Genomic DNA, 20933 nt, shown 5'->3' with positions numbered 1-20933 from the left:
TTTTATCCTTTTTAGTCTAACTCACCCTGGCGCCATTTGTACATCCAGAATGTCTGATTATTGTTCAAAAATAACGCCAATATATCGGGAATCGCTACAAATCCATTATCGGTATTGGTAAAAGCAACTACAATTTCTTTGCTTTTTGGATAGGCCAAAAAGAAACAACGAAAGCCGGGATTGGATCCTGTATGCCAATAAGCTGTCCCTAATTCATTGATCTGCATCCGCATGCCTAAGGCACAAGGGACATGTTTATCATCCGGACTGATTTCCTTTGCTTTCTTAGCCTCTGCCAGATGGCTTAAGGCTAATCGATGCGTCTTTTTCTTCAAACCAAAACCATCAAAGATGTAATTCTTGATAAACCTGCTATAATCCTCAGCGGTCGTATATAGGGTATAGGCCGCATTGCTCTTTCTATATTTTCCTAGCTTTCTAGGTTTGTTGTCCTCATAATGTCCGTATGCGGCATTTTGTTCCAATTCATCTTTCCATACAATGGCCGAATTGTTCATCTTCATCGGAATCAGCACTTCCTCTTCAACCAGTTGTTGGAAAGTCTTTCCCGTGATATGCTCCATAGTCTCCTGCAAGAAGTAAAAACCTTCACCAGAATACATATAATCGGCTCCTGGCTCAAATTGGGAGGTTAAGGGAGACTTTCTCCATTCATCTGAGGGAACATCTCCTTCCCAATTTAGGAAGCCTGTGCGATGGGTTAATACCATCCTCGCCGTGATCTTTTCTCTATTTGGGTTGTTTTCTAGGCGATCGTATGGGTAATAGCTCCAAAGAGGTTTATCCAATTCGATCAATCCCTTATCCATCAAACGCAGAAAGGTATAGGCCGCAACCACCTTGGTCAAGGAAGCCGCCTGAAAAACGGTATTTTGATCAATAGGCTTTTTAGCATCTATGTTCTTGAATCCATACTGATAAAGATGGTTTTGCCCATTCTTTTGATAGTTGAGCTGAATTGCAGGAATATGATATTCTTTGGCAATCTTTTCGAGTGCCATTGACTTATCCTGTGCCGAACTCGTAAAACCCACAGAAACAAAAACAGCACATAAAGTGATGGTCTTTGCCTTATTTCTGAACAGCTTTAGGAAGTTTATCATAATCTAGCGCCTTATACTTTTTCAAAATATTTATAGTTTCCTTGATTGGGATTGCCTTTACCGTCCGCCCTCTAATTCCTTTCATATCCTCTGCCATAAACATGGAGTTTAAGATCGCTTCTTCGGTTGCTTCCCAAACTGCCATAAACAAAGGAGACATATAATCGTTGCCGACTTCAGTAGTTTCTAATGTAATGTTTTTGCTTTCGTGGGGAATTAAGTTTGATGGACTAGTGGAGAAAGCGATGGAATAATCGCCACTTCCGTTAGAAGAGAATGAACCAACATTTCCGAAGGCGATATAGGAACGCTTGGCTAATCTTTCTAGATTTCTTGCAGAAAGTGGTGCATCTGTGGCAATAACGATCATACATGAGCCATCCACCTTATGGGTTTCCTTAGGTTCTTGCATGTAATAATTGTGAAGTTCACGACCGACAGGAGCACCATTGATGTTCAATACTCCCCCAAAATTGGTTTGCACCAATACGCCTACGGTATAGCCTCCTCGTGATGCCGGAAGTTTTCTAGACGCTGTTCCAATTCCGCCTTTATAGCCTAAGCATTCGGTTCCAGTACCTGCTCCCACATTCCCTTCGGATACTTTTCCTGAGCTAGCGCTATTTATGGCTTCTAGTACATCTGCCGCTTCCACATGTCGACCACGGATATCGTTGAGTCCGCCATCATTGGTCTCTCCCACAACGGAGTTAACTGATCTTACGTTTTCATTTCCTGGCAAGGAAAGCATATAATCGATAAGGCCATTGGCAACCTTAGGCGCATTCAGGGTATTGGTCAACAAGATTGGGGTTTCGATATTTCCCAGTTCTTCAATCTGGGAGATCCCCATCATTTTTCCAAAACCATTGCCTACAAATACAGCGGCAGGGACTTTTTGCTGAAAGATATTGCCTTGATGTGGAATGATTGCTGTAACTCCGGTGCGTACCGAGTCACCCTTGATAATAGTTTTCTGACCCACGGTAACACCAGCGACATCGGTGATGGCATTATTGCTGCCCGTCGGGAGTATCCCAATCTGAATGCCGAAGTCCCTGATCCTACCTCTTTTTTCTTGTGCTTGTCCTAGGTTAAAAATGGTCATTAACGCGAGCGTCAATAGCAGATTTCTCTTGCTCATATCAATTGTTGGTTTTATTGATGGTTTATGTTTCATAGACCAATCAGAACTTTCATAATCCAATTTATTTATTGAATTATGAAAGTTTTAATTGAATGGCAAGTATACTGAAATCTTTAGATAGGCGGTTTATTCTTCGACAAATTCTTTTTGGAGTTTGTCCATTCTACGCTTGATGGAGGCGTCTATTCGAAAATCGTCGATCTTATCGATTGCTGTTTTCTCCACGGTAACACCTGTGTTGGATTCATAATTATGAATCTCTTTTTGATTTTTGAGTGCGTTGTCATAAGCATCGCGACCACTCATCAATTTCACGAACACGGGCAAACATTCGAAGAAGATAAATAACAGTGCAATAAAGATGACAGCGTTTTCAGTGGATTTATTTACTGTACCATCTGGTTTTATGTGAAGATTGCTCAAGGCAGCGTTCCTATCTGCAAATCCAGCGACATTTACTGCGCTGTCAAGGGATTTATCGGATAGAATCCTTTGGTTCATTAACCCTTCAGAAGCCTTACGCTGTAATAATTCGGATTCTTTGGTCTGTAACCTTCCTCTCAAACTATCTAAATAGACCTGTTGCTTATTGAGGTTCTCCTCCTTCATTTTGGCATAAGGGCCATAACCCATTACGCCAGAGGTTTCATCGGTTTTGGTTCCGAAGATTTCATGGTTCAATTGCTGCCTAGCAGTTTTGATGCTGGCTTCAAGAGAATCGGCATGGGTAGTCAAACTCTTAAGCTGTCCATATTCCACGCGGTACTTATTCTCAAAGGTCTTGTTTAGGGTATCGATTTTGGCATTTTGCTGTACGAGGTATTCTGCGCGGAGGTATTCCTTGATTTCTTTGTCAAATATCTTCAGCTCCAAAGGCCTGGAAATAATCATACCGATCAGAATAGCCAATAAGATACGGGGCAGGGCCTGTAAGAATTGCATCCATCCACTACGGCTCTTATCGATACTCAATACGATATATCGGTCCAGATTGAAGATGGCCAATCCCCAAATCATTCCAAAAAGTAGGGCAAAGAATATTGCAAATGAACTCCCACTAAATACAAAATACAGGGCATAGCCACCTGCCAATGCTGCAAACAGTCCAGTGAAAAAAATCGTCGCACCAATGCTTATATATTTATTCTGCTCCTCAGGGAAGCGGTCCAAGGTTTCCTTATGTACCCCAGCACACCAGAAAAAGAAATCCTTCATATGTTAAAGCTTTAGTAATTAGACGCAAAGGACTCAGTTTTGTTACAGCTAATTAAACAAATATTTTAGAAAATCTTAGTAGTTTGTCAGCTACAAAGAATGGGATTGTTAAGCAAAGAATTAGTACCTTTGCACAAAATTTGAAACAAACTAGAAGAGAATGAATAGAAAAGGTTTTTTACCTTACTGCATGGTGATAGCCAGCTTGTTAGTAGGGTGTAACAACGAAACTAAAAAAGAGGAAGCTGTAGATTTGAAAAATCCATTATTAGCCAAGTACGAAACAAACTTTGAAGTCCCTCCCTTTGACCTGATCAAAGATGAACACTTCAGACCTGCTTTTAAAGAGGCTTTGAAAGTACATGAGGCAGAAATTGACTCGATATTGAAGATCGATGAACCTGCTACTTTCGCAAATACTATCCTTGCATTAGAGAATGCAGGACAATTATTGAACCGTGTATCCACTGTGTTTTACAACTTGAACAGTGCAAATACCAATGATACGATTCAAGCAATCGCTAAGGACCTTGCTCCGGTAATGTCTGCGCACAGAGATGAGATCAATCTTAACCCAGAGCTTTTCAAACGTGTGAAAACCGTTTATGACCAAAGAGCGAATGCGGGTTTGGACGCTGAAGATCAAAAATTATTAGAAGAAACATACAAGGGATTTGTTCGTTCTGGAGCAAACCTGAAAGATGAGGATAAAGAGAAGTTAAAGAAAATCAATGCTGAACTTTCTGTTTTATCAACTCAATATGGTCAAAACCTATTGGCTGAAACCAATGCCTTTGAAATGGTTGTTGACAAAGAAGAAGATTTGGCGGGATTGCCAAAAGAATTAAAAGCGGCAGCTGCTGCTGAGGCTAAAACCAAAGGAAAAGAGGGCAAATGGGTATTTACCTTACAAAACCCATCTGTAATGCCTTTCTTGCAATATGCGGACAACCGTGAATTGCGCAAAAAGATTTGGGATGCTTACCAATTGCGCGGTAACAATAACAATGATTTTGACACTAAAGAAATCTTGGTTAAGATTGCTAACCTACGTTTAGATAAAGCGAAATTATTGGGTTATTCTTCACATGCGGCTTATATCCTTGAGGAATCCATGGCGGAAAATCCAGCAAACGTGAATGCCTTGTTGAATAAAATCTGGACTCCTGCTTTAGCAAAAGCTAAAACGGAGGCTGCTGACATTCAAAAAGAAATCGATGCTGCAAAAGATACATTCAATGTAGCACCATACGATTGGAGATATTACCAAGAGAAAATCCGTCAGAAACGTTATGCGCTGAACGAGGAAGAAATCAAACCTTATTTCAGCTTAACGGATGTTCGTGAAGGCGCTTTTGCTACAGCAAATAAGCTTTGGGGCATTTCTTTTGTTGCCTTGAACAATGTTCCTGTATACCACCCAGAAGTTGAGGTTTATGAGGTTCGTGATAAGGATGGTTCACATTTAGGTTTGTTATATGCAGATTTCTTTCCTCGCGCTTCTAAGCGTTCTGGAGCATGGATGACTTCATACAGATCACAAGGCCGTGAGAATGGAAAACGCGTTGCTCCTGTGATCTCTATCGTATGTAACTTCACAAAACCTGTTGGTGATAGCCCAGCATTGTTGACTTTTGATGAAGCGACTACTCTATTCCACGAATTTGGCCATGCCCTTCATGGTTTATTCTCAAACGTTAAATACAAAAGCTTAGCCGGAACATCAGTTCCTCGTGACTTCGTAGAACTTCCTTCGCAGATCATGGAAAATTGGGCTGCTGATCCAGAAGTTTTGAAAACTTATGCTAAGCATTTCCAAACAAAAGAAGCTATCCCTGATGCATTGATCGAGAAAATGCAAAAAGCTGGTACCTTCGATCAAGGTTTTGCAACAGTAGAATATTTAGCAGCATCTATGTTGGACATGAACTACCATAGTGCAACTGCTCCAATCAAAGCCAAAGCGAATGAATTCGAAAAATCGGCAATGGATAAAATAGGATTAATTGATGCGATTATCCCTCGTTATAGAAGTTCTTATTTCCAACATATCTTCAGTGGAGGATATTCTGCGGGCTACTATAGCTATATCTGGTCTGAGGTATTAGATTCAGATGCATTTGCAGCATTTAAAGAGAAAGGTCTTTACGATCAAAATACAGCAGCTTCATTCCGTAGCAATATCCTTGAAAGAGGTGGCACAGGAAACCCTGCTGAAATGTACCGCAAATTCCGCGGTGCGGATCCAGATCCAATCCACTTGATGAAAAAGAGAGGATTGAACTAACAAAAAATCCCCTCGGCTAGCCGAGGGGATTTTTTTTATGCTATAAAAAGTAATGGGTTATTTAATCACGCCCAATTCCTTACCTACTTTTGTAAAGGCTGCGATAGCTTTATCTAAATGCTCTTTTTCATGTCCTGCGGAGATCTGCACACGGATACGTGCTTTTCCTTGAGGAACTACCGGATAGTAGAATCCGATAACATAAATACCTTCATCCAACATCTTGGCAGCAAACTCTTGCGCTAATTTAGCATCATAAAGCATTACTGGAACAATAGGATGGAAGCCAGGCTTGATATCAAATCCCGCTTCAGTCATTTTATCACGGAAGTATTTGGTGTTGTCCTCTAACTTATCACGAAGCTCAGTAGTTTCGCTCAACATATCCAAGACCGCAACAGATGCTCCGGCAATAGCAGGTGCTAAAGTATTGGAGAAAAGATATGGACGAGAACGCTGGCGCAGCATATCGACGATTTCCTTGCGTCCAGAAGTGAATCCTCCAGAAGCGCCGCCTAGAGCTTTTCCTAATGTTCCGGTGATAATATCCACCCGGTCAATTACATTGAACAGTTCATGGGTTCCGCGACCAGTTTTACCAATAAATCCCGAACAGTGTGACTCATCGATCATCACCAAAGCTTCGTACTTATCAGCAAGGTCACAGATCTTATCCAAAGGCGCTACAGAGCCGTCCATGGAGAAAGCACCATCCGTTACGATAATCTTATGTCTTGCATTAGAAGCAGCTTTTAATTGTGCTTCTAGATCTTCCATATCACAGTTCTTATAACGGAATCTTTGAGCCTTACACAAGCGAACACCATCGATGATGGAAGCATGGTTCAGTTCATCAGAGATGATAGCATCTTCAGGACCTAACAACGGTTCAAAGACACCACCATTGGCATCAAATGCTGCAGCATATAAAATGGTATCTTCTGTTCCCAAGAATTTGGAAATCTTAGCTTCCAATTCTTTGTGGACATCTTGAGTACCGCAAATAAAACGAACCGAAGACATTCCATAGCCATGGCTATCGATTGCAGCTTTTGCAGCTGCCACTACTTTGGGATGCGAAGAAAGTCCCAAATAGTTGTTCGCACAGAAGTTGATTACTTCTTGTCCCGTGCTGATCTTGATATCTGCTCCTTGAGGAGTAACAATAATGCGTTCTTCTTTGTACAAACCTGCATCCTTAATTTCTGCAAGTTCTTTTTCAAGGGCTGGTTTTAGAGTCTTATACATAGTATTTCAATTAATCCGCAATAAATATAACCTTTTTTTATATCACCCCCTTACGAAAACGTTTGCCCTAAATTCATTATCCCATGAAAGCCAGAACTATAGCTCTAGGATTAAAAGGAAATACCCCCAATAGTTGGACTATTGGGGGCATTTCCCTTTTTTAAACTCTTCTTGTGATTACTTTACCCTTTTCCAGGTTTCAGTACGTCCGATAAGACTAATTCCGATGTAGCCACGGATATCCAGCTGGTCATCCCCTTTTAGGGTCATCTTACAGCTATAGGTTTTTCCTGATTTAGGGTCATAGATTTGACCGTCTACATAGGTTTTACTTTCTTTACTGAAATCGGTTAAGATTTCTAAGCCTTGGATATTCCTGCTCCTCAATTTGGGGTCAGGATTTTTCACATCTTTTTTAGAGGCATCTTTAACCCAATAAAGCTTGCCAAAAAACTTGTCGTTCTTCTTGTAGATTTCGATTCTTCCCTCCCCACTTGGATTTTGCCATTTCCCAATAATTGGGTCATTATTTTGTGCGAATAATACCATGGAGAATAATAGGGCGCAGAATGTTGCAACTATTTGTCTCATAACCTTGATGTTTAAAATTGTTGGTTGAATATACATATATTTTTCTATGTTAGCATAATATTATTTTTGTTACCCCTAAAAAAACCATCGAATAAACCGCTTTATTGGCATTAATTTTGAACAATTTTTAACTACACAAATTATTTAAGTTATGAGGTTCATAATTAGTCTCTTAGTTACAGGTTTAGTAGTTGCAATCGCATCATGGATTATCCCTGGAGTAACTGTTGCTGGTTTTGGATGGGCTATCCTAACGGGTTTAGTTATTGGATTGGTGAATGCGATTGTAGGTGGATTCCTACGTTTATTTACATTCCCATTGAATTGGTTAACCTTTGGTCTGGTTTCATTTATCATCACCGTTTTGATGATTATGCTTTCGGATAAGATCATGGGGTCGAAATTTGATGTTGCAGGCTTTTGGCCAGCATTCTTCTTTGCCATCATCGTGGCAATTATCGAAATGTTGATCGGAAGAATGGGCAGCGATAACAAATAAATAACTCAAAAACCGCTAATTTTAAAACAAACGGAATGCTCGGCTATTTAGCTGGGCATTGCTGTTTTTATATAAAAATGGGTTTGACCATGACAGCCAAACCCATTCGATATAAAGAGAAATTGTACTATTACTTTTTCGTTTTCTTCATTTTATTGATCCAGATCATCACACCTGTTACCGGCAAGGAGGTTGCGATAAGACAGGAAATAAAATAAAGTAATTTTGTAAATGGACCATAGATATCGCCGATATGCAAGGCCTTAATAGAAGCCGACGCTCTTTGATTAAATGGTTTTTCGCGGAAAACATCTCTCTCAAGCACCTCTCCACTGTATTGATCCAAGGTTAATTTATCTCCTGCTGAAGGAGCAAAGAAACCTGTTCTATTTTTACTGATAGAAACCGTCCCAACGCTATCTTTTGCAAAGTTGATGGTGACATCGCCTTCATAAGGAAGCACTTTATTGACTGCTAAAATAGTCTCTTCAATGCTCATCGGCTTTCTTCCATCCGCAGGCAATGTGGATAGAATAGCAGCTTTCTCTTCTTTGGGAGCATCAGGAGATTTATAAGTTCCCCAAGTTTTTTGCCAGCCGGCACGATACCAATCAAACGACCAAAATGGTCCGGTAACTGCCATCAAAAACAGAATGATACAGCTGTAGAATCCCAAGGTATTGTGAAGGTCATGATTAAGCCTTTTCCAATTCGCTGACCAACGGATGTTTAACCCGTTCTTCCAGGCTCTCATTTTATTAGGAAACCAGATGACAATTCCTGTGATTACGCCAAACAAAAACAATAATGTTGCTGATCCAGTAATCCAAGAACCAAGCTTCCTGTTTTCAACGCCTTCAATGATAGGCTCTTCAATTTCGTTCAATAATAACCAACGGTGCAAACTGAACATCTTTTGCATAAACTCTGCAGTCTTGGTTTTCACATCCGAAGGATCGCCGATAATTTGCCCTGTATAAGGATTTACGGCCAATTGATTGGCTCGAGGTCCTCGACCTCCGCCTGGTCCAGCAGGGGCGGCTTTTTTCGGACCTTTCTCTTCAGCCAATTTTGCTTCTTCTGCTTTTTGAGGTTTCTCTGAAGTCTTCTCTTCTTTTAACTCTTTAGTACTTTCAGGTTTTTGGCCTTCCTGTGCTTTGGCTGTCTCAGGCTTTCTTTCTTTCCCTTCTTCATCCTTTTCTTTTTTGTTATACATGAAGAAAGTAGGTGAATTATCTGCATAAGGCACTTTTACCCCCACCACTTTACCCTTAACCTCTGCTGTAATTGCCGTTAGCAATTGATCTGCACTTTTCTTTTCTCCTTCAACCTTCACTTTATTAAACTCAGGCATCGCCAAGGCCCTAAGTTCAGTATTGTAGGTGTAGATAGTTCCGGTAATACAAACTATAAAAACTACGATTCCGGAAATCAATCCTCCCCACAAATGGATGTCGTTGAAAAACTTCCTGACTTTCATCCATGTTGTTCTTTTTTGCACTCTTTTACTCATTTTTCTCTTTATACTGCATTAATGAAAAATCAGGTGAGCAAGATTTTGCACACCTGATATGATATATTATTGATTTGTTAATAAACTCCGATATACTGGTTACCTGTTTTATTAACGAGTTTTGCCCCTACGGACATCTCTCCTGATTTTCTGTTGAAGACATAGATGTTACCATCTTTACCAATCGGGGCGATGGCGATAAACACATCGTCTCCATCTAAAGCAATGTTTTGGATCTGACGGAAATTCAATTCATCTTGGTTTGGAATGGTATATTTTTTAGCGGTATTGTTTTTTAGATCAATACGAGCAATGTATCCACCCTTACCAGCTACATTGTACACCACAAATCCGATTCCATCACCTACATATCTCCAGGTTTCGATGTAAGAGTCTTTCACTCCTAAAGCCTGGTCTAAACTGAAAACGAAGGAAGCATCATACTCGTTGCTCGCGCCATCGATTCTCAGGATTTTTGAACCACCATCGCCTGCAGCTTCACCTGAAGTTGCTTGGTAGATATGTCCATCGGTACCCACATATTGAAGGGTACTGCGGTATCCATTTGTATTTCCTCTAGTTTTGTTTGAGGTAAGGATTTTAGGATTGGTCAATGAAGGATAGTCTAAAACCAATGTTTTTGCCCAGCTTTTTTGTCCATTTCTATCATTTTCCCAAGTTGGTTTCCCATCCGTTCCAAGGGTGAATTTTGAAGTATTGTGTTTTGAAACGGCTGCTCCGATAAATACCTTATTTCCTGCTTTATTGATAACTGGAACATCGATACGACTTACGTAATACCCAGCAGCAACTTCTTCAGCAGATAATTTCAAATCGAATTTGGTGGTTTTAGTAATCTTAGGATCATTTAAATCCAATGTAATCACATCAGTCTTTGCAGTTCTTTCTTTATAGACAAAGTTTGGAGCTTCACCTTCATGTACAACATCATTCGCTGCTGCTCTAACCGCAACACCAACGCCTTCTGCTGCTTTCAACCAGCGTGGAGCCGTACTTACATAAGTTGCAGTTTCTACTTCTGGTCCTTCAGAAATATAATTCTTTCCACCACGCACTCTATATTTATTGAAATTACCTCCATCATCACCTGTATATTGGATATTGTATAAATACTTTCCATCGGCAGATGCCTGCAAACGTGCAGTTCTGGAAGATTTCACATGCTGTCCATTCGCAAATACATCAACAGCAAAAGCCGGACTCTTTGCCTCTTCAGGCTTCATACTGAAGACCATTGTCCCAGCATTTCCATCACCTGGTTCCGCATCCATCAATGCCCCTGAAACAGTAATCCAACGGATATCGTCATCAGTAACTTCTTTCGGACCTTCTACTTCATCTGTACAACTTGTAAAAATTAAGCCTGTAGCAAGTATTGCAAACTTTAAAAACTTCGTTTTCATCGTAATTAATTTTAAGAGTAATTATATATTGTTAATTGAGTAGTTCAGTTTTAAATAAAACCCTCTTCCTGGTTTCTGGACGCCGAAATTATCATAAAGCTCAGCATTGAACACGTTCTTTACATCCAGTGCCAGAATGATCTTCTTACTAGGAAAAACATAGCTCACACCTAAATTCTGCGCATATTGGGCCGGTGTAACAAACCAATCTGACTCTGGCCATACAGTGCTGAAAGGTGCTACATAACCAATATTGTAGAAAAGGTTTAATTGAGAGGATTTTTGAATTATATTATCTAATCGGTAATGAACATTTCCATTCATGGTATAAAAAGGTTCATTGGGAATCTGCTTGTTATAGTAGGTCATTTGTTGACCTGAAGTAGGGTCAAATTGTTGTTTGAATAAGGAATTGAATTTAGAAAAATTGAATAGTAAAGTTAATTTATCCTTATGCGCATAGGTCAATTCTCCTTCAAATCCCAAGGATTGTGAAAGTCCCAGATTGATATATTGGGTAAGCTCAATCTCTTGGCTGTTGATCAACTCATTGGCTCTTGGCATAATCCTGTCTTTAGTATTTCTCCAGAAAACATTGGTTCCAACTGAGAACCTATGATCACCGAAATCATAAGTACCTAATCTAAAACCTGCATTATAGTTATCACTGATCTCAGGAGAGATACCCGGATTCGCTAAAACATTATCTTCTGGACTTCCAAAAGTCTCAACATCAACTGGCATCCTTACTGCTCTTTCTCCAGAAGCCAATAGGATCAGACGATTGAACAATTTGTAAGATGCTGCTAAGCCATACCCGTAATTCACACGATTATCCTTGTTAACAGTTTCAACGATCTTCGTTTGACCATTCTCTATCACTCCGGTAAACGTTTTACTGGCAATAGATTGTTGGTAAATCTTATAAAACAGGTTTGTTGTCATCTTATTGCTGAAAGTTTGAGCTTCATAATTAAAGGAAACCACATTCTTTGCGAGGTCGTTCGAACTATTTATTCCGGTATTACCATCCTTTATCAATAAGTTTTTGTCTTTTCTATCCACGGTATAAAACACATGGTTTACAGAGAATCTATGTCCAGAAAGTATATCATAACTAAGGTTAGTCCTGATATTGGTTACTTGACGATCAATATCCGTCATCGCTGGCTTACCCTGTTGTGCCCCATCCAGTCGACGAATAGGATCCCCATTTAAATCAAGGCGAATCTGTCCGTCCCAATTATAAGCCCAAGGAATGGTATCAAGGATATTGGTGCTCCGAAAACTATGGACAGCATTAGTATTTAAGGATAGACCTGGAACAAATAAGTTCTTTTTATTATAGGTCAAGCTCAACACATTTGCCGTAGCATCCGATGTTCTACCCATATATGGAGTCCCCATGGTCTGTCCATGCTGGATCTCTTTATGAGAATCAGATATATTATACCCTAAAAAGAAAGCGTCCGCCCATTTTACATCCGTAAAGCCAAATTCAAACCTTCCAGATAAAGCTCTATAGCCATCAAAGAAGCGTTTGGTTCTATAATTACGACGCACAACACCATTGGGCTCTATGTATTTGGAGAATTTACCCCAGATTTCGTAATCATTGTCTGAATTCAAGAAACTTCCAGAAACCCTAGTTGTAAATCCTGTTTTTGAATTTCTATAAAGTCCAGAGATATCTGATTGCGTAGTATTAAAGGAACCATAAGAAACCGAAGCAGAAAGGTTATTGCTAGAAGTACCTTTTTTCAGCACGATATTGATTGCTCCACCAAGAAGATCTCCGGTTAAATGCGCAGGAAGAACTCCTTTATACACCTCAATACGATCAATCATGGAAGGCGGAATATTATTTAAGTTGAATGAGGAACCATAAGTTGAGATTTCGATCCCATCAATAAATATCCCAACTGATCGGCCAGTCATTCCATTCAAATTATACTGCACCTCTGAACCTAGCCCACCGCTTTGGCGAACTCTCACCCCAACGGTGCGATCCAACAGTTCATTGGTTTGAATATTTCTCGTAGAAGCTTCCTTCGTTTCAATTACATTGACTGCAAACCCCTTGGTCTCTATTTCTCTCTTCACTGAATTGCCCTGCACTCGCACTTCATCAAGACTTATTTCTCCTCGAGGGTCAATATGGATATGAAGATCATAGCTGGGTTTATTTACCTCGATAGGAAGTCTTTTGGATTTTATTTCAATGGAGGTCACCAGAATCGTTTGCTTACCATAAGGAACTTGTTCCAGTTTATATAAGCCCTCATCATCCGAAACACAAACAATCGGAGTCCCTTCAATTCTAACCGTAGCTTTTGAAACAGGTGTCCCATCCAGCAAATGGACTTTACCGGTAATGGTTGAATTTTGTGCAAATCCTACAAAACAGATAAATAAAAATAAAGCGCTGAGGTAAAATTGTTTCATTATTCCAGATTAATACAGTAACTTCGATTTTCTTTAGAACAAGTCTAAATAAATACTGCTGCAAATGTAGAATTATTCTAAATAGCAAAATGACGCAATCAGAAAAAAATACTACGCAATCGGAAATTTTACCTGAAACAACCAACGGTATCTCAGCAAATATGCTGGAATTAGGCACATTAATGTACTTTACTGTTTTAAAAGGCAGGCAAAAGTTCAGTTTCATTTCTCCTATTGATGGGTACTTAAATCTATTGTTACTTGAAGATTCTGCAACCTGTAGCATTCAAATCCAACAAAACAATTACCTTCTTCAGGCTGGCGACAATATGTTGATCCACATGAACAAAGGTGACCTGTTCGATTTAAAAAGCATCTGCTTAGACAACCGCATACTCCTCATGTTGATCCCAAGTGATAAGCTATTGGTCTTCCATGACAAGTACATTGCCGATCAAGAACGCTTTCAGCATGGATTGTTGACCAAAGCAGATAGTAGGATTGCACTCTCCCTTCAACAGATTTTCGAACTTTATGAAGCAGACTCCTATATCAATCAGTTAAAGATCCAGTCATTGCTGTTGGAAGTCATTATCCATCAAGTGGAGAGTCTTTATGTGGAAAATGAAAACAAGGAGATCATTGCTAATAAAAACCATTATGAAAAGATTCAAATGGCCAAAAAGCTAATTGATGAAGATCTTTCAAAAAACCATACCATTTCAGAATTGGCAAAAACAGTGGGTACCAATGAACAATATCTGAAGAAGCATTTCAAGCAGTTCTATGGCAAGACCATTATGAACTACATCACTGAAATGAAAATGGAACATGCGAAGAAGCTGATCTTAATGGGTAAATACCGAATTTCTGATGTAGCAAGAATGACAGGATATAAGCATTCCACCCATTTCACCACAGCCTTTAAAAAGTATTTCGGGATTATTCCAAACTCCCTTCGATACACCTTTTTAGTGGCTCATGAAGGCGTTCAAGCCCTTCCAGAGTTGTTGAGCAACTTACCTATATTCTAAGAACTACTCCATCTATTTTATTAAATAAAAAAGCTGTTTACCAGATGGTAAACAGCTTTACTTTTTATAAGGTGTTATTAAAACTTATAACTCAATGTCCCTGTAAAACTTCTTGGAGGAATAGGGTTTACACTATAGTTCTCATGCACATAATAGTTAAAGGCATTTCCGATATTGCTAACCTTTCCTAAAATGCTCCAGTTTCTATAGGTATATCCCGCTGAGAAATCAAAGGTTGTAAATGGATCAACTGCGATCAATCTATTGACACCATCTTTTTCGTTCAACTTGGTGTTGTTCCATCCAGCATTTCTCTTACCGGTATAGAAAGTTGAGAAACCAAGTTTCAATCCTCTCAAGCTTCCATTCTGAAGGGTATAGAATATAGTACCATTGGCAGAATGTGCAGTCGTACCAACCAAGCGAACACCTTCCACATTTCCATTATCATTGGTTTCCAAATAGCGCATAAAGTTGTAACTATATCCGGCCATAACATTCAAGCCTTCCGCCAGTTTCCCTGTCAAGTCGAGTTCAACACCATCCGAAGCGGTCTTACCGGTAAACTCTTTCATGTTAGGATCTTTTACTGTTCCGTCGGCCTCAATGATGGTTTGAGCAAACTTATTATTTTGGATCCTGTACCAAGTCAAATTAGCCGATAGTCTGCCATTGAAGAAATCATTCTTAATACCAGCTTCATATTGATCGATCAATGAAGGTCCCATTGGTTGGAAGTTCACATCATAACCTGTATTGGAAGTAAAGTTATTGGCATAACTAGCATAGACGCTCATGGTTGGGATTGGCTGATAGATCAATGCCAATTTCGGTGACCAAGCCTTATCCACTTTACTGCCCATATCTTCACCATCTTTTCCTTTGTTCGGGGTTATTGTCGTTTCACCAGTAGCATAGTCATAAACCTCTGCATTCTTGGTTTTTTGATAAGTATACCGGATCCCCGCAAGGATTTTAAACTCCTTAGTCAAGGAAATCAAGTCCTGAGCAAAGACTCCATAACGATTGATATCAGTTGTAGTTCTTGTTTTCAGATCAACACCTGGCATATCAGAACGCATCATTGCAGTATATGGATTAAAGACATTGATGCTGTCATAAGCCGTGCTAGGTTTGTTGTCCAATCCTGCGCCATAAATATTAAAAGCATAATTTTTGGTATTGGATTGATCAGCATCAGCACCAACCAAAATCTGATGTTTGATAGCTCCTGTCTGAACAGTCCCTTTCACATTCAATTGCTGATTGAAACTTAGTTCATCTTGCTCAGTCCTGTTTAGAGCACGAGCTGCCATACCAGTTGCTTTGGCTTGGATACGCTCAGAGCCGTAATAATCACGACCATATTGTTGGTAACTCGCTATGGCCTGCAAGTTCCAGTTGTCTGAAAAAACATGTTCAAAATTGATCTGTCCATTCGAAGAATTCGTTTTATTAAATGCCCATGGCGTATTGATAAAAGTGTTTCTACCAACCTCTTTGTTGATTTTGCCGTCTACCGATCCTATCCCAAAATCAGGCGTATAATCAGACTTCAAGTAATCAAACATAAAGTTCAAGCTGGATTTCTCCGACATTTTATATAATAAGGAAGGATTAATATAGTACCGCTTACTCTCTACATAGTCCCTATAACTTTCAGCATATTCACCTGTTCCCACAACCCTAAAGGCTAATTTTTTAGAGATCGGACCATACACATCTACAATAGGTTTGTATTGGTTGTAACTGCCCATACGCATGGAAACCTCACCCCCATATTCAAATTTTGGCTTCTTGGTAACCAAGTTGACTACTGCACCCCCAGTAACCCCACCATACAAGATCGCAGCACTTCCTTTCAAAATCTCAACCGATTCCAAAGTACTTGCTTCTATAGATCCGCCATTATTCGTACGAGCACCGTTCTTAAAAATATTATTGGACCCAAGGCTATAACCACGAGCAAAGAAATTCTCATTCACACCACCACGGTTAGCCCCCATTGCTACCCCATTGGCATTCTTTAGGGCATCGCTCAATCTATTGATTTGCTGGTCTTCGATCACTTGTGCATTGACAATCTGAACCGCCTGCGGTAGGTCACGATCAAGGATTCCTGCTTTACCAACATTAAGTACTTTATCATTTAGGGAATTATATCCCGTTACTTCCACCTCTTGGATATGGTGATTGGCAGGTTTGATGACAATGGTTCCTAAATTCGTGTTGGTTTCCTTGGGATTAACGAATACAGATTCCTTGACATAGCCCACACCAGAGACCTCCAAGTTGAAGCTTCCAGAAAAAGGCACATACAATTCAAAGTATCCATCCGCATCCGACATGGTCACTTTATCCTTGACTTTGATGTTCAATCCCGAGATTGATTCATTGTTATTGCTACTAACTTTCCCTTTTACAGTCGTTTGAGCATTTGCGGCAGAGTAGATCGTAGTCGCTCCGAGCAGAGCAAGTAGATATGATGTTTTCATGATAATTATTTGTACTGATTCTAAATAGTGCAGCAAAAGTAATGTTGGGGTAACATTAAAAAAATAAACAATCCGACAAAAAGCTTCAAAATCCGAAATATTAACAAAAAAATAAGCTGTCCCTTGGGAGGACAGCTTATCAATATCTATTTAAACCTGGATTAGAATTTCCAACGAACAAAAGCTTCAATAGCTTCATAGTTCGCCAATCCTAATTGGTGGTATAGTCCAGCTGTTTCGCTAGTACGATCTTCCGCACGAACCCAGAACTCTCTTGGATCATCTCCTGGGAATACAGGAAGATCCTTTTGAGATTGGTGTTTAAAGATCGCTAATCTCTTGCGTTTTACCTCTTGTGGAGAAAGTGGAACCGCCATTTCGATATCATGGATTGGATATTCGTGCCAAGCACCTCTATACAACCATAACCAACAATCCTTAGTCCATTCATCAGTTTCTCTCAAGCGTAATAAAGCTTCAAGAATAATATCAAAACAAACTTTATGGGTACCATGAGGATCGGCAAAGTCTCCAGCAGCAAAAACTTGTTGAGGTTTTACTTGACGAAGTAATTCCATTGTCTGTTGGATATCATCTTCAAAATCGATCTCTTTAGAGAATTTTCCACGATCATAGAAAGGCAAGTCCATAAAGTGGATATTCTCATCTGGAAGTCCTACGAAACGAGCTCCAGCGATAGCTTCACCTTTACGGATAAGACCTTTAATGGTTCTGATGATCTCAGGATCTACTTGATTAGGCTTTTTAACCTTAAAGAATTCACGAGCTTCATCATAGATCTTACGGGTAACCCCATTATCATCCTCTACAACAACAGCATAATCTTGAACGAATTCTAAATAACGCAATACATCATCGTCCCAAACGGCCGTATTACCAGAAGTTTGGTAAGCAACATGTACATTATGACCTTGATCAGCCAAACGAATGAATGTACCTCCCATAGAGATCACATCATCATCAGGATGTGGAGAGAATAAGATTACATTCTTTTGTGCTGGTTCAGCTCTTTCAGGGCGGTTCGAATCATCCACACCTGGTTTACCACCTGGCCAACCTGTAATGGTACGTTGTAATTCATTGAAAATACGGATGTTGATGCTATAAGCGGTACCTTGCTCAGTAATTAATTGAGCCATACCGTTATTGTTATAATCATCATCAGTAAGTTTCAAGATTGCTTTATCCAAATGCAATGAAAGCCAAACAACTGCCTTTTTAACTAATTTGTCTGTCCATACTACATCATGTGCCAACCAAGGTAAGTTGAAACGAGTCAATGCCGAGGCAGCATCTTCATCCAGAATAAACTCAACATGATCAGACATCTGAAGGTAAGTCGCTGGAATATCAGAAGAAATTTCACCTTCAACCGCTTTCTTCACGATTTCAGCTTTCTTCTCATTCCATGCCATCAATACAATTTCCTTGGCTTTGAAAATTGTACCTACACCCATAGTAATCGCCTTTGTTGGTACATTTTCCTTACCACCGAAGTCGCGTGAAGCATCTCTTCTTGTAAGGTCATCTAAGGTGACCAAGCGAGTACCTGAGTTTGGCGCAGACCCTGGTTCATTGAAACCAATGTGTCCAGTACGACCAATACCCAATAGTTGGATATCTAAACCTCCGAGGCCGGAGATTTTTTGTTCATAAGCTTCACAGAAAGACTGAACCTTGTCTTCTGCAAGTGTTCCATCAGGAATATTGATGTTCTCTTTAGGAATATCAACATGATTGAACAAATGCTTGTTCATAAACGCTACATAACTTTGCTCTGCTGTCGGAAGCATCGGATAATACTCATCCAAGTTGAAGGTTACAACATTTTGGAAGCTCAATCCCTCTTCCTTGTGCATTCTCACAAGTTCTTTGTAGACTTTTACAGGCGTTGCTCCGGTCGCTAGACCTAAAACTGCCTTTTCCCCTTTTGCATGCTTATCTTTGATGATAGCAGCGATGCGCTCAGCAACTTTTACAGAAGCTTCGTCTTGAGAGGGGTATACCGTTACTGGAACTTTCTCAAAGCGGGTTTCCTCTAATAAATTTAATCTTGCCATTTAAATTGAAAAATACCTTAGTGAGCCTCAAATTTAACAATTTATAAGGCTGTATGCGCATAAAATGCAAATCTTTTTGTTTTTATGACGCATTTCGACAAAAATCACATCTTCTGCAACTATTTTAATCTATAATTATCTCTACCTATTATTTTTTATTTATTAATATAATTTCAAATATTTGACTATATCTATGAGATTTTTACAAAAAATAATCTACTTGTTTGGTAGATTATTGATAATTTTGAACAACATAATTTTTAAAATGAAGAGATTAATATTATTTATAGCATTTATTCCTAGTTTATTATTCGCACAAACAAAGGAAGAACTTATTGCACAAGTAAAGGCAAATCCAAAAGAAGCCAGCTCCATCCGTCTGATCCAGAGGGTAGGAGGATACTTCCCAGAATATCAAGAGTTGGCAGATCTATTCAAGACCTTGGATAAAAAAGTCAGAAAATCGACTGAAGGAAAGATCTTCGATCGTTACTTAGATGCCTTAAAGAATACAATGCCCGGCAAAAAATCGCCAAGTATTACCCAATTTGATTTAAATGGTGAGCCCTATTCTCTTTCTGATCTAAAGGGAAAATATGTCCTGATCGACTTTTGGGCTTCTTGGTGTCCTCCATGCCGCGAGGAAAATCCAAAACTTGTAAAAACTTATGCAGAATTTAAGGATAAGAACTTCGAGATTTTGGGGGTATCCTTCGATAAGGAGTTTGAACCTTGGGCAAAAGCAGTAAAAGATGACAACCTAACTTGGAAGCACGTTTCCGACCTTCAAGGCTGGAACAATTCAGCGAGCCTAGCTTATGGAGTCAAAGCTATCCCTCAGAACATCTTGGTGGATCCTGAAGGTAAGGTGGTAGCAAGAAACCTGCACGGTGAAGATCTCAACAATAAACTCAGGGAAATCCTGAAATAAAAAAAAGGATTCAAGTATTAGCTTGAATCCTTTTTTTATGTCTTATAGTGAGAGTTCTTAGTCTAGTTTATAGGCTACTACGCTATTGTTCAAAAAGGTTGGCACATACAAGATCTTCTCCTTTTGGTTGTATCCTAAATCGGCAGTCTTCATCTTATCCCTTACATCCAATAGTTCTGTAACAGTACCATTAGCTGCAATATGATAGATTAATCCACCCCAACAAGTCACCAAATAACTGCCATCACCTACTGGTTCTAATCCGTCACCACCCAATTGCAGACCTTTAGCAACAACAGTATGGTTTTTATTGGCATCAATTTTCCATAATTCTGGACCAGCCATAGCATATAACACACCATCAATTACGCGAAGCCCATTAACATCCTTTACATCTTTCATAAAAAGTGATGGCTTATTGTTATGGATCAGGTGAATCTCTCCCTTTCTGGTATCAGAAACATAAACCTTTCCATTATTATCCACTGTTACATCATTTAAGAATTGAGAATCTGGGATCTTAATTTGATTGATGACATTACCAGTGATCATATCAATGACAACAACTTCATCAATATCAGCCACATAAAGCAAATCTTTATACATTGCAAGTCCTTTTGGAGCATTCAAACCTTGCACCCAAGTCGCATCCTTTAAACTGCCATCTAAATTCAGAATGGCCACACCGCCTTTTCCATCTTTTGCGACCCCATCACCATCAATCAATGACACATACAAAGCTGATTTCTCAGGCGCATATAATACCGATTCAGGAGTTGGAAGCTGTTCTTTTGACTCCCAAAGTTGAGTCAATTTCGTTTGGCTAAAGCCCAATTGTGAGCAAAAGGCTATCAATGTTATTAATAAGGTAGTTTTCATATTCAATGGTTGAGTTTATC

15 protein-coding genes are annotated in these 20933 nt (G+C 39.4%); 4 read left to right on the top strand and 11 right to left on the bottom strand.

The features are described from left to right. Positions 1-11 precede the first annotated feature (11 nt). From ACK2WI_RS13210 to ACK2WI_RS13200, 3 genes are all read right to left on the bottom strand, one after another. Positions 12-1124: a serine hydrolase domain-containing protein gene (locus ACK2WI_RS13210; RefSeq protein ID WP_409151292.1), complete on the bottom strand. Its 1113-nt coding sequence runs from the start codon at positions 1122-1124 to the stop codon at positions 12-14. Further along, entirely contained in the window at positions 1093-2268 is a 1176-nt protein-coding gene (locus ACK2WI_RS13205) for a P1 family peptidase (RefSeq protein WP_409151291.1), read from the bottom strand. Before ACK2WI_RS13205 ends, ACK2WI_RS13210 begins: the two co-directional genes overlap by 32 nt. A 129-nt stretch (positions 2269-2397) precedes the next feature. After that, positions 2398-3486, bottom strand: a complete 1089-nt coding sequence (locus ACK2WI_RS13200) for a DUF4407 domain-containing protein (RefSeq protein WP_409151290.1) — start codon at positions 3484-3486, stop codon at positions 2398-2400. Between the two features lie 160 nt (positions 3487-3646). Between ACK2WI_RS13200 and ACK2WI_RS13195 the strand changes: the two genes are divergently transcribed. Next, on the top strand, positions 3647-5773 hold the full coding sequence (locus tag ACK2WI_RS13195; RefSeq protein WP_093100144.1) for a M3 family metallopeptidase: 2127 nt from the start codon (positions 3647-3649) through the stop codon (positions 5771-5773). Between the two features lie 57 nt (positions 5774-5830). Here ACK2WI_RS13195 and kbl read toward each other — a convergent pair whose 3' ends face one another. Next, complete coding sequence (gene kbl, locus ACK2WI_RS13190; RefSeq protein ID WP_312696455.1) at positions 5831-7021, bottom strand: glycine C-acetyltransferase; 1191 nt, start codon at positions 7019-7021, stop codon at positions 5831-5833. Between the two features lie 177 nt (positions 7022-7198). Then, positions 7199-7612, bottom strand: coding sequence for a DUF2147 domain-containing protein (locus tag ACK2WI_RS13185; RefSeq protein WP_093100194.1), 414 nt, complete (start codon positions 7610-7612; stop codon positions 7199-7201). Positions 7613-7763: 151 nt separating this feature from the next. Here ACK2WI_RS13185 and ACK2WI_RS13180 point away from each other — a divergent pair, with 151 nt between their 5' ends. Beyond that, a complete protein-coding gene (locus ACK2WI_RS13180) occupies positions 7764-8111 on the top strand; it encodes a phage holin family protein (protein WP_409151288.1) in 348 nt (115 codons plus the stop codon). Between the two features lie 130 nt (positions 8112-8241). On the opposite strand, the gene ACK2WI_RS13175 is transcribed toward ACK2WI_RS13180, so the two are convergent. From ACK2WI_RS13175 to ACK2WI_RS13165, 3 genes are all read right to left on the bottom strand, one after another. Continuing rightward, positions 8242-9624 carry a PepSY-associated TM helix domain-containing protein gene (locus ACK2WI_RS13175; RefSeq protein WP_409151286.1) on the bottom strand — a complete coding sequence of 461 codons (1383 nt, stop codon included), beginning with the start codon at positions 9622-9624 and terminating at the stop codon, positions 8242-8244. 77 nt (positions 9625-9701) lie between these two features. Continuing rightward, positions 9702-11048, bottom strand: coding sequence for a hypothetical protein (locus ACK2WI_RS13170; protein WP_312696457.1), 1347 nt, complete (start codon positions 11046-11048; stop codon positions 9702-9704). Positions 11049-11069: 21 nt separating this feature from the next. Continuing rightward, the gene (locus ACK2WI_RS13165; RefSeq protein ID WP_409151285.1) at positions 11070-13493 is read right to left on the bottom strand and encodes a TonB-dependent receptor; all 2424 of its coding nucleotides are present in this window, start codon (positions 13491-13493) and stop codon (positions 11070-11072) included. An 89-nt stretch (positions 13494-13582) separates the two neighbouring features. Here ACK2WI_RS13165 and ACK2WI_RS13160 point away from each other — a divergent pair, with 89 nt between their 5' ends. Beyond that, positions 13583-14527, top strand: coding sequence for an AraC family transcriptional regulator (locus ACK2WI_RS13160; protein WP_093100135.1), 945 nt, complete (start codon positions 13583-13585; stop codon positions 14525-14527). Between the two features lie 77 nt (positions 14528-14604). Here the strand turns inward: ACK2WI_RS13160 and ACK2WI_RS13155 are convergent, their stop codons facing one another. Both ACK2WI_RS13155 and nagB read right to left on the bottom strand, forming a co-directional pair. Further along, positions 14605-17022, bottom strand: coding sequence for a TonB-dependent siderophore receptor (locus ACK2WI_RS13155; RefSeq protein WP_409151284.1), 2418 nt, complete (start codon positions 17020-17022; stop codon positions 14605-14607). Between the two features lie 161 nt (positions 17023-17183). Continuing rightward, entirely contained in the window at positions 17184-19103 is a 1920-nt protein-coding gene (gene nagB / locus ACK2WI_RS13150) for a glucosamine-6-phosphate deaminase (RefSeq protein ID WP_093100131.1), read from the bottom strand. A gap of 265 nt (positions 19104-19368) precedes the next feature. Here nagB and ACK2WI_RS13145 point away from each other — a divergent pair, with 265 nt between their 5' ends. After that, the gene (locus ACK2WI_RS13145; protein ID WP_093100193.1) at positions 19369-20034 is read left to right on the top strand and encodes a TlpA disulfide reductase family protein; all 666 of its coding nucleotides are present in this window, start codon (positions 19369-19371) and stop codon (positions 20032-20034) included. A gap of 57 nt (positions 20035-20091) precedes the next feature. Here the strand turns inward: ACK2WI_RS13145 and ACK2WI_RS13140 are convergent, their stop codons facing one another. After that, entirely contained in the window at positions 20092-20913 is an 822-nt protein-coding gene (locus ACK2WI_RS13140) for an ATP-binding protein (protein ID WP_093100129.1), read from the bottom strand. Positions 20914-20933: the final 20 nt, after the last annotated feature.

This window comes from Sphingobacterium sp. BS-2, assembly GCF_046161205.1.
Taxonomy (GTDB): Bacteria; Bacteroidota; Bacteroidia; order Sphingobacteriales; family Sphingobacteriaceae; genus Sphingobacterium; species Sphingobacterium mizutaii.
Note: the sequence above shows the minus strand (reverse complement) of the source record. Positions and strands in the feature narration are given on the sequence as shown.

What these genes read in the sequence shown, in the direction of transcription:
- ACK2WI_RS13210 (WP_409151292.1), bottom strand. Translation starts at nt 1,124, where the DNA reads ATGATAAACTTCCTAAAGCTGTTCAGAAATAAGGCAAAGACCATCACT.
- ACK2WI_RS13205 (WP_409151291.1), bottom strand. Translation starts at nt 2,268, where the DNA reads ATGAGCAAGAGAAATCTGCTATTGACGCTCGCGTTAATGACCATTTTT.
- ACK2WI_RS13200 (WP_409151290.1), bottom strand. Translation starts at nt 3,486, where the DNA reads ATGAAGGATTTCTTTTTCTGGTGTGCTGGGGTACATAAGGAAACCTTG.
- ACK2WI_RS13195 (WP_093100144.1), top strand. Translation starts at nt 3,647, where the DNA reads ATGAATAGAAAAGGTTTTTTACCTTACTGCATGGTGATAGCCAGCTTG.
- kbl (WP_312696455.1), bottom strand. Translation starts at nt 7,021, where the DNA reads ATGTATAAGACTCTAAAACCAGCCCTTGAAAAAGAACTTGCAGAAATT.
- ACK2WI_RS13185 (WP_093100194.1), bottom strand. Translation starts at nt 7,612, where the DNA reads ATGAGACAAATAGTTGCAACATTCTGCGCCCTATTATTCTCCATGGTA.
- ACK2WI_RS13180 (WP_409151288.1), top strand. Translation starts at nt 7,764, where the DNA reads ATGAGGTTCATAATTAGTCTCTTAGTTACAGGTTTAGTAGTTGCAATC.
- ACK2WI_RS13175 (WP_409151286.1), bottom strand. Translation starts at nt 9,624, where the DNA reads ATGAGTAAAAGAGTGCAAAAAAGAACAACATGGATGAAAGTCAGGAAG.
- ACK2WI_RS13170 (WP_312696457.1), bottom strand. Translation starts at nt 11,048, where the DNA reads ATGAAAACGAAGTTTTTAAAGTTTGCAATACTTGCTACAGGCTTAATT.
- ACK2WI_RS13165 (WP_409151285.1), bottom strand. Translation starts at nt 13,493, where the DNA reads ATGAAACAATTTTACCTCAGCGCTTTATTTTTATTTATCTGTTTTGTA.
- ACK2WI_RS13160 (WP_093100135.1), top strand. Translation starts at nt 13,583, where the DNA reads ATGACGCAATCAGAAAAAAATACTACGCAATCGGAAATTTTACCTGAA.
- ACK2WI_RS13155 (WP_409151284.1), bottom strand. Translation starts at nt 17,022, where the DNA reads ATGAAAACATCATATCTACTTGCTCTGCTCGGAGCGACTACGATCTAC.
- nagB (WP_093100131.1), bottom strand. Translation starts at nt 19,103, where the DNA reads ATGGCAAGATTAAATTTATTAGAGGAAACCCGCTTTGAGAAAGTTCCA.
- ACK2WI_RS13145 (WP_093100193.1), top strand. Translation starts at nt 19,369, where the DNA reads ATGAAGAGATTAATATTATTTATAGCATTTATTCCTAGTTTATTATTC.
- ACK2WI_RS13140 (WP_093100129.1), bottom strand. Translation starts at nt 20,913, where the DNA reads ATGAAAACTACCTTATTAATAACATTGATAGCCTTTTGCTCACAATTG.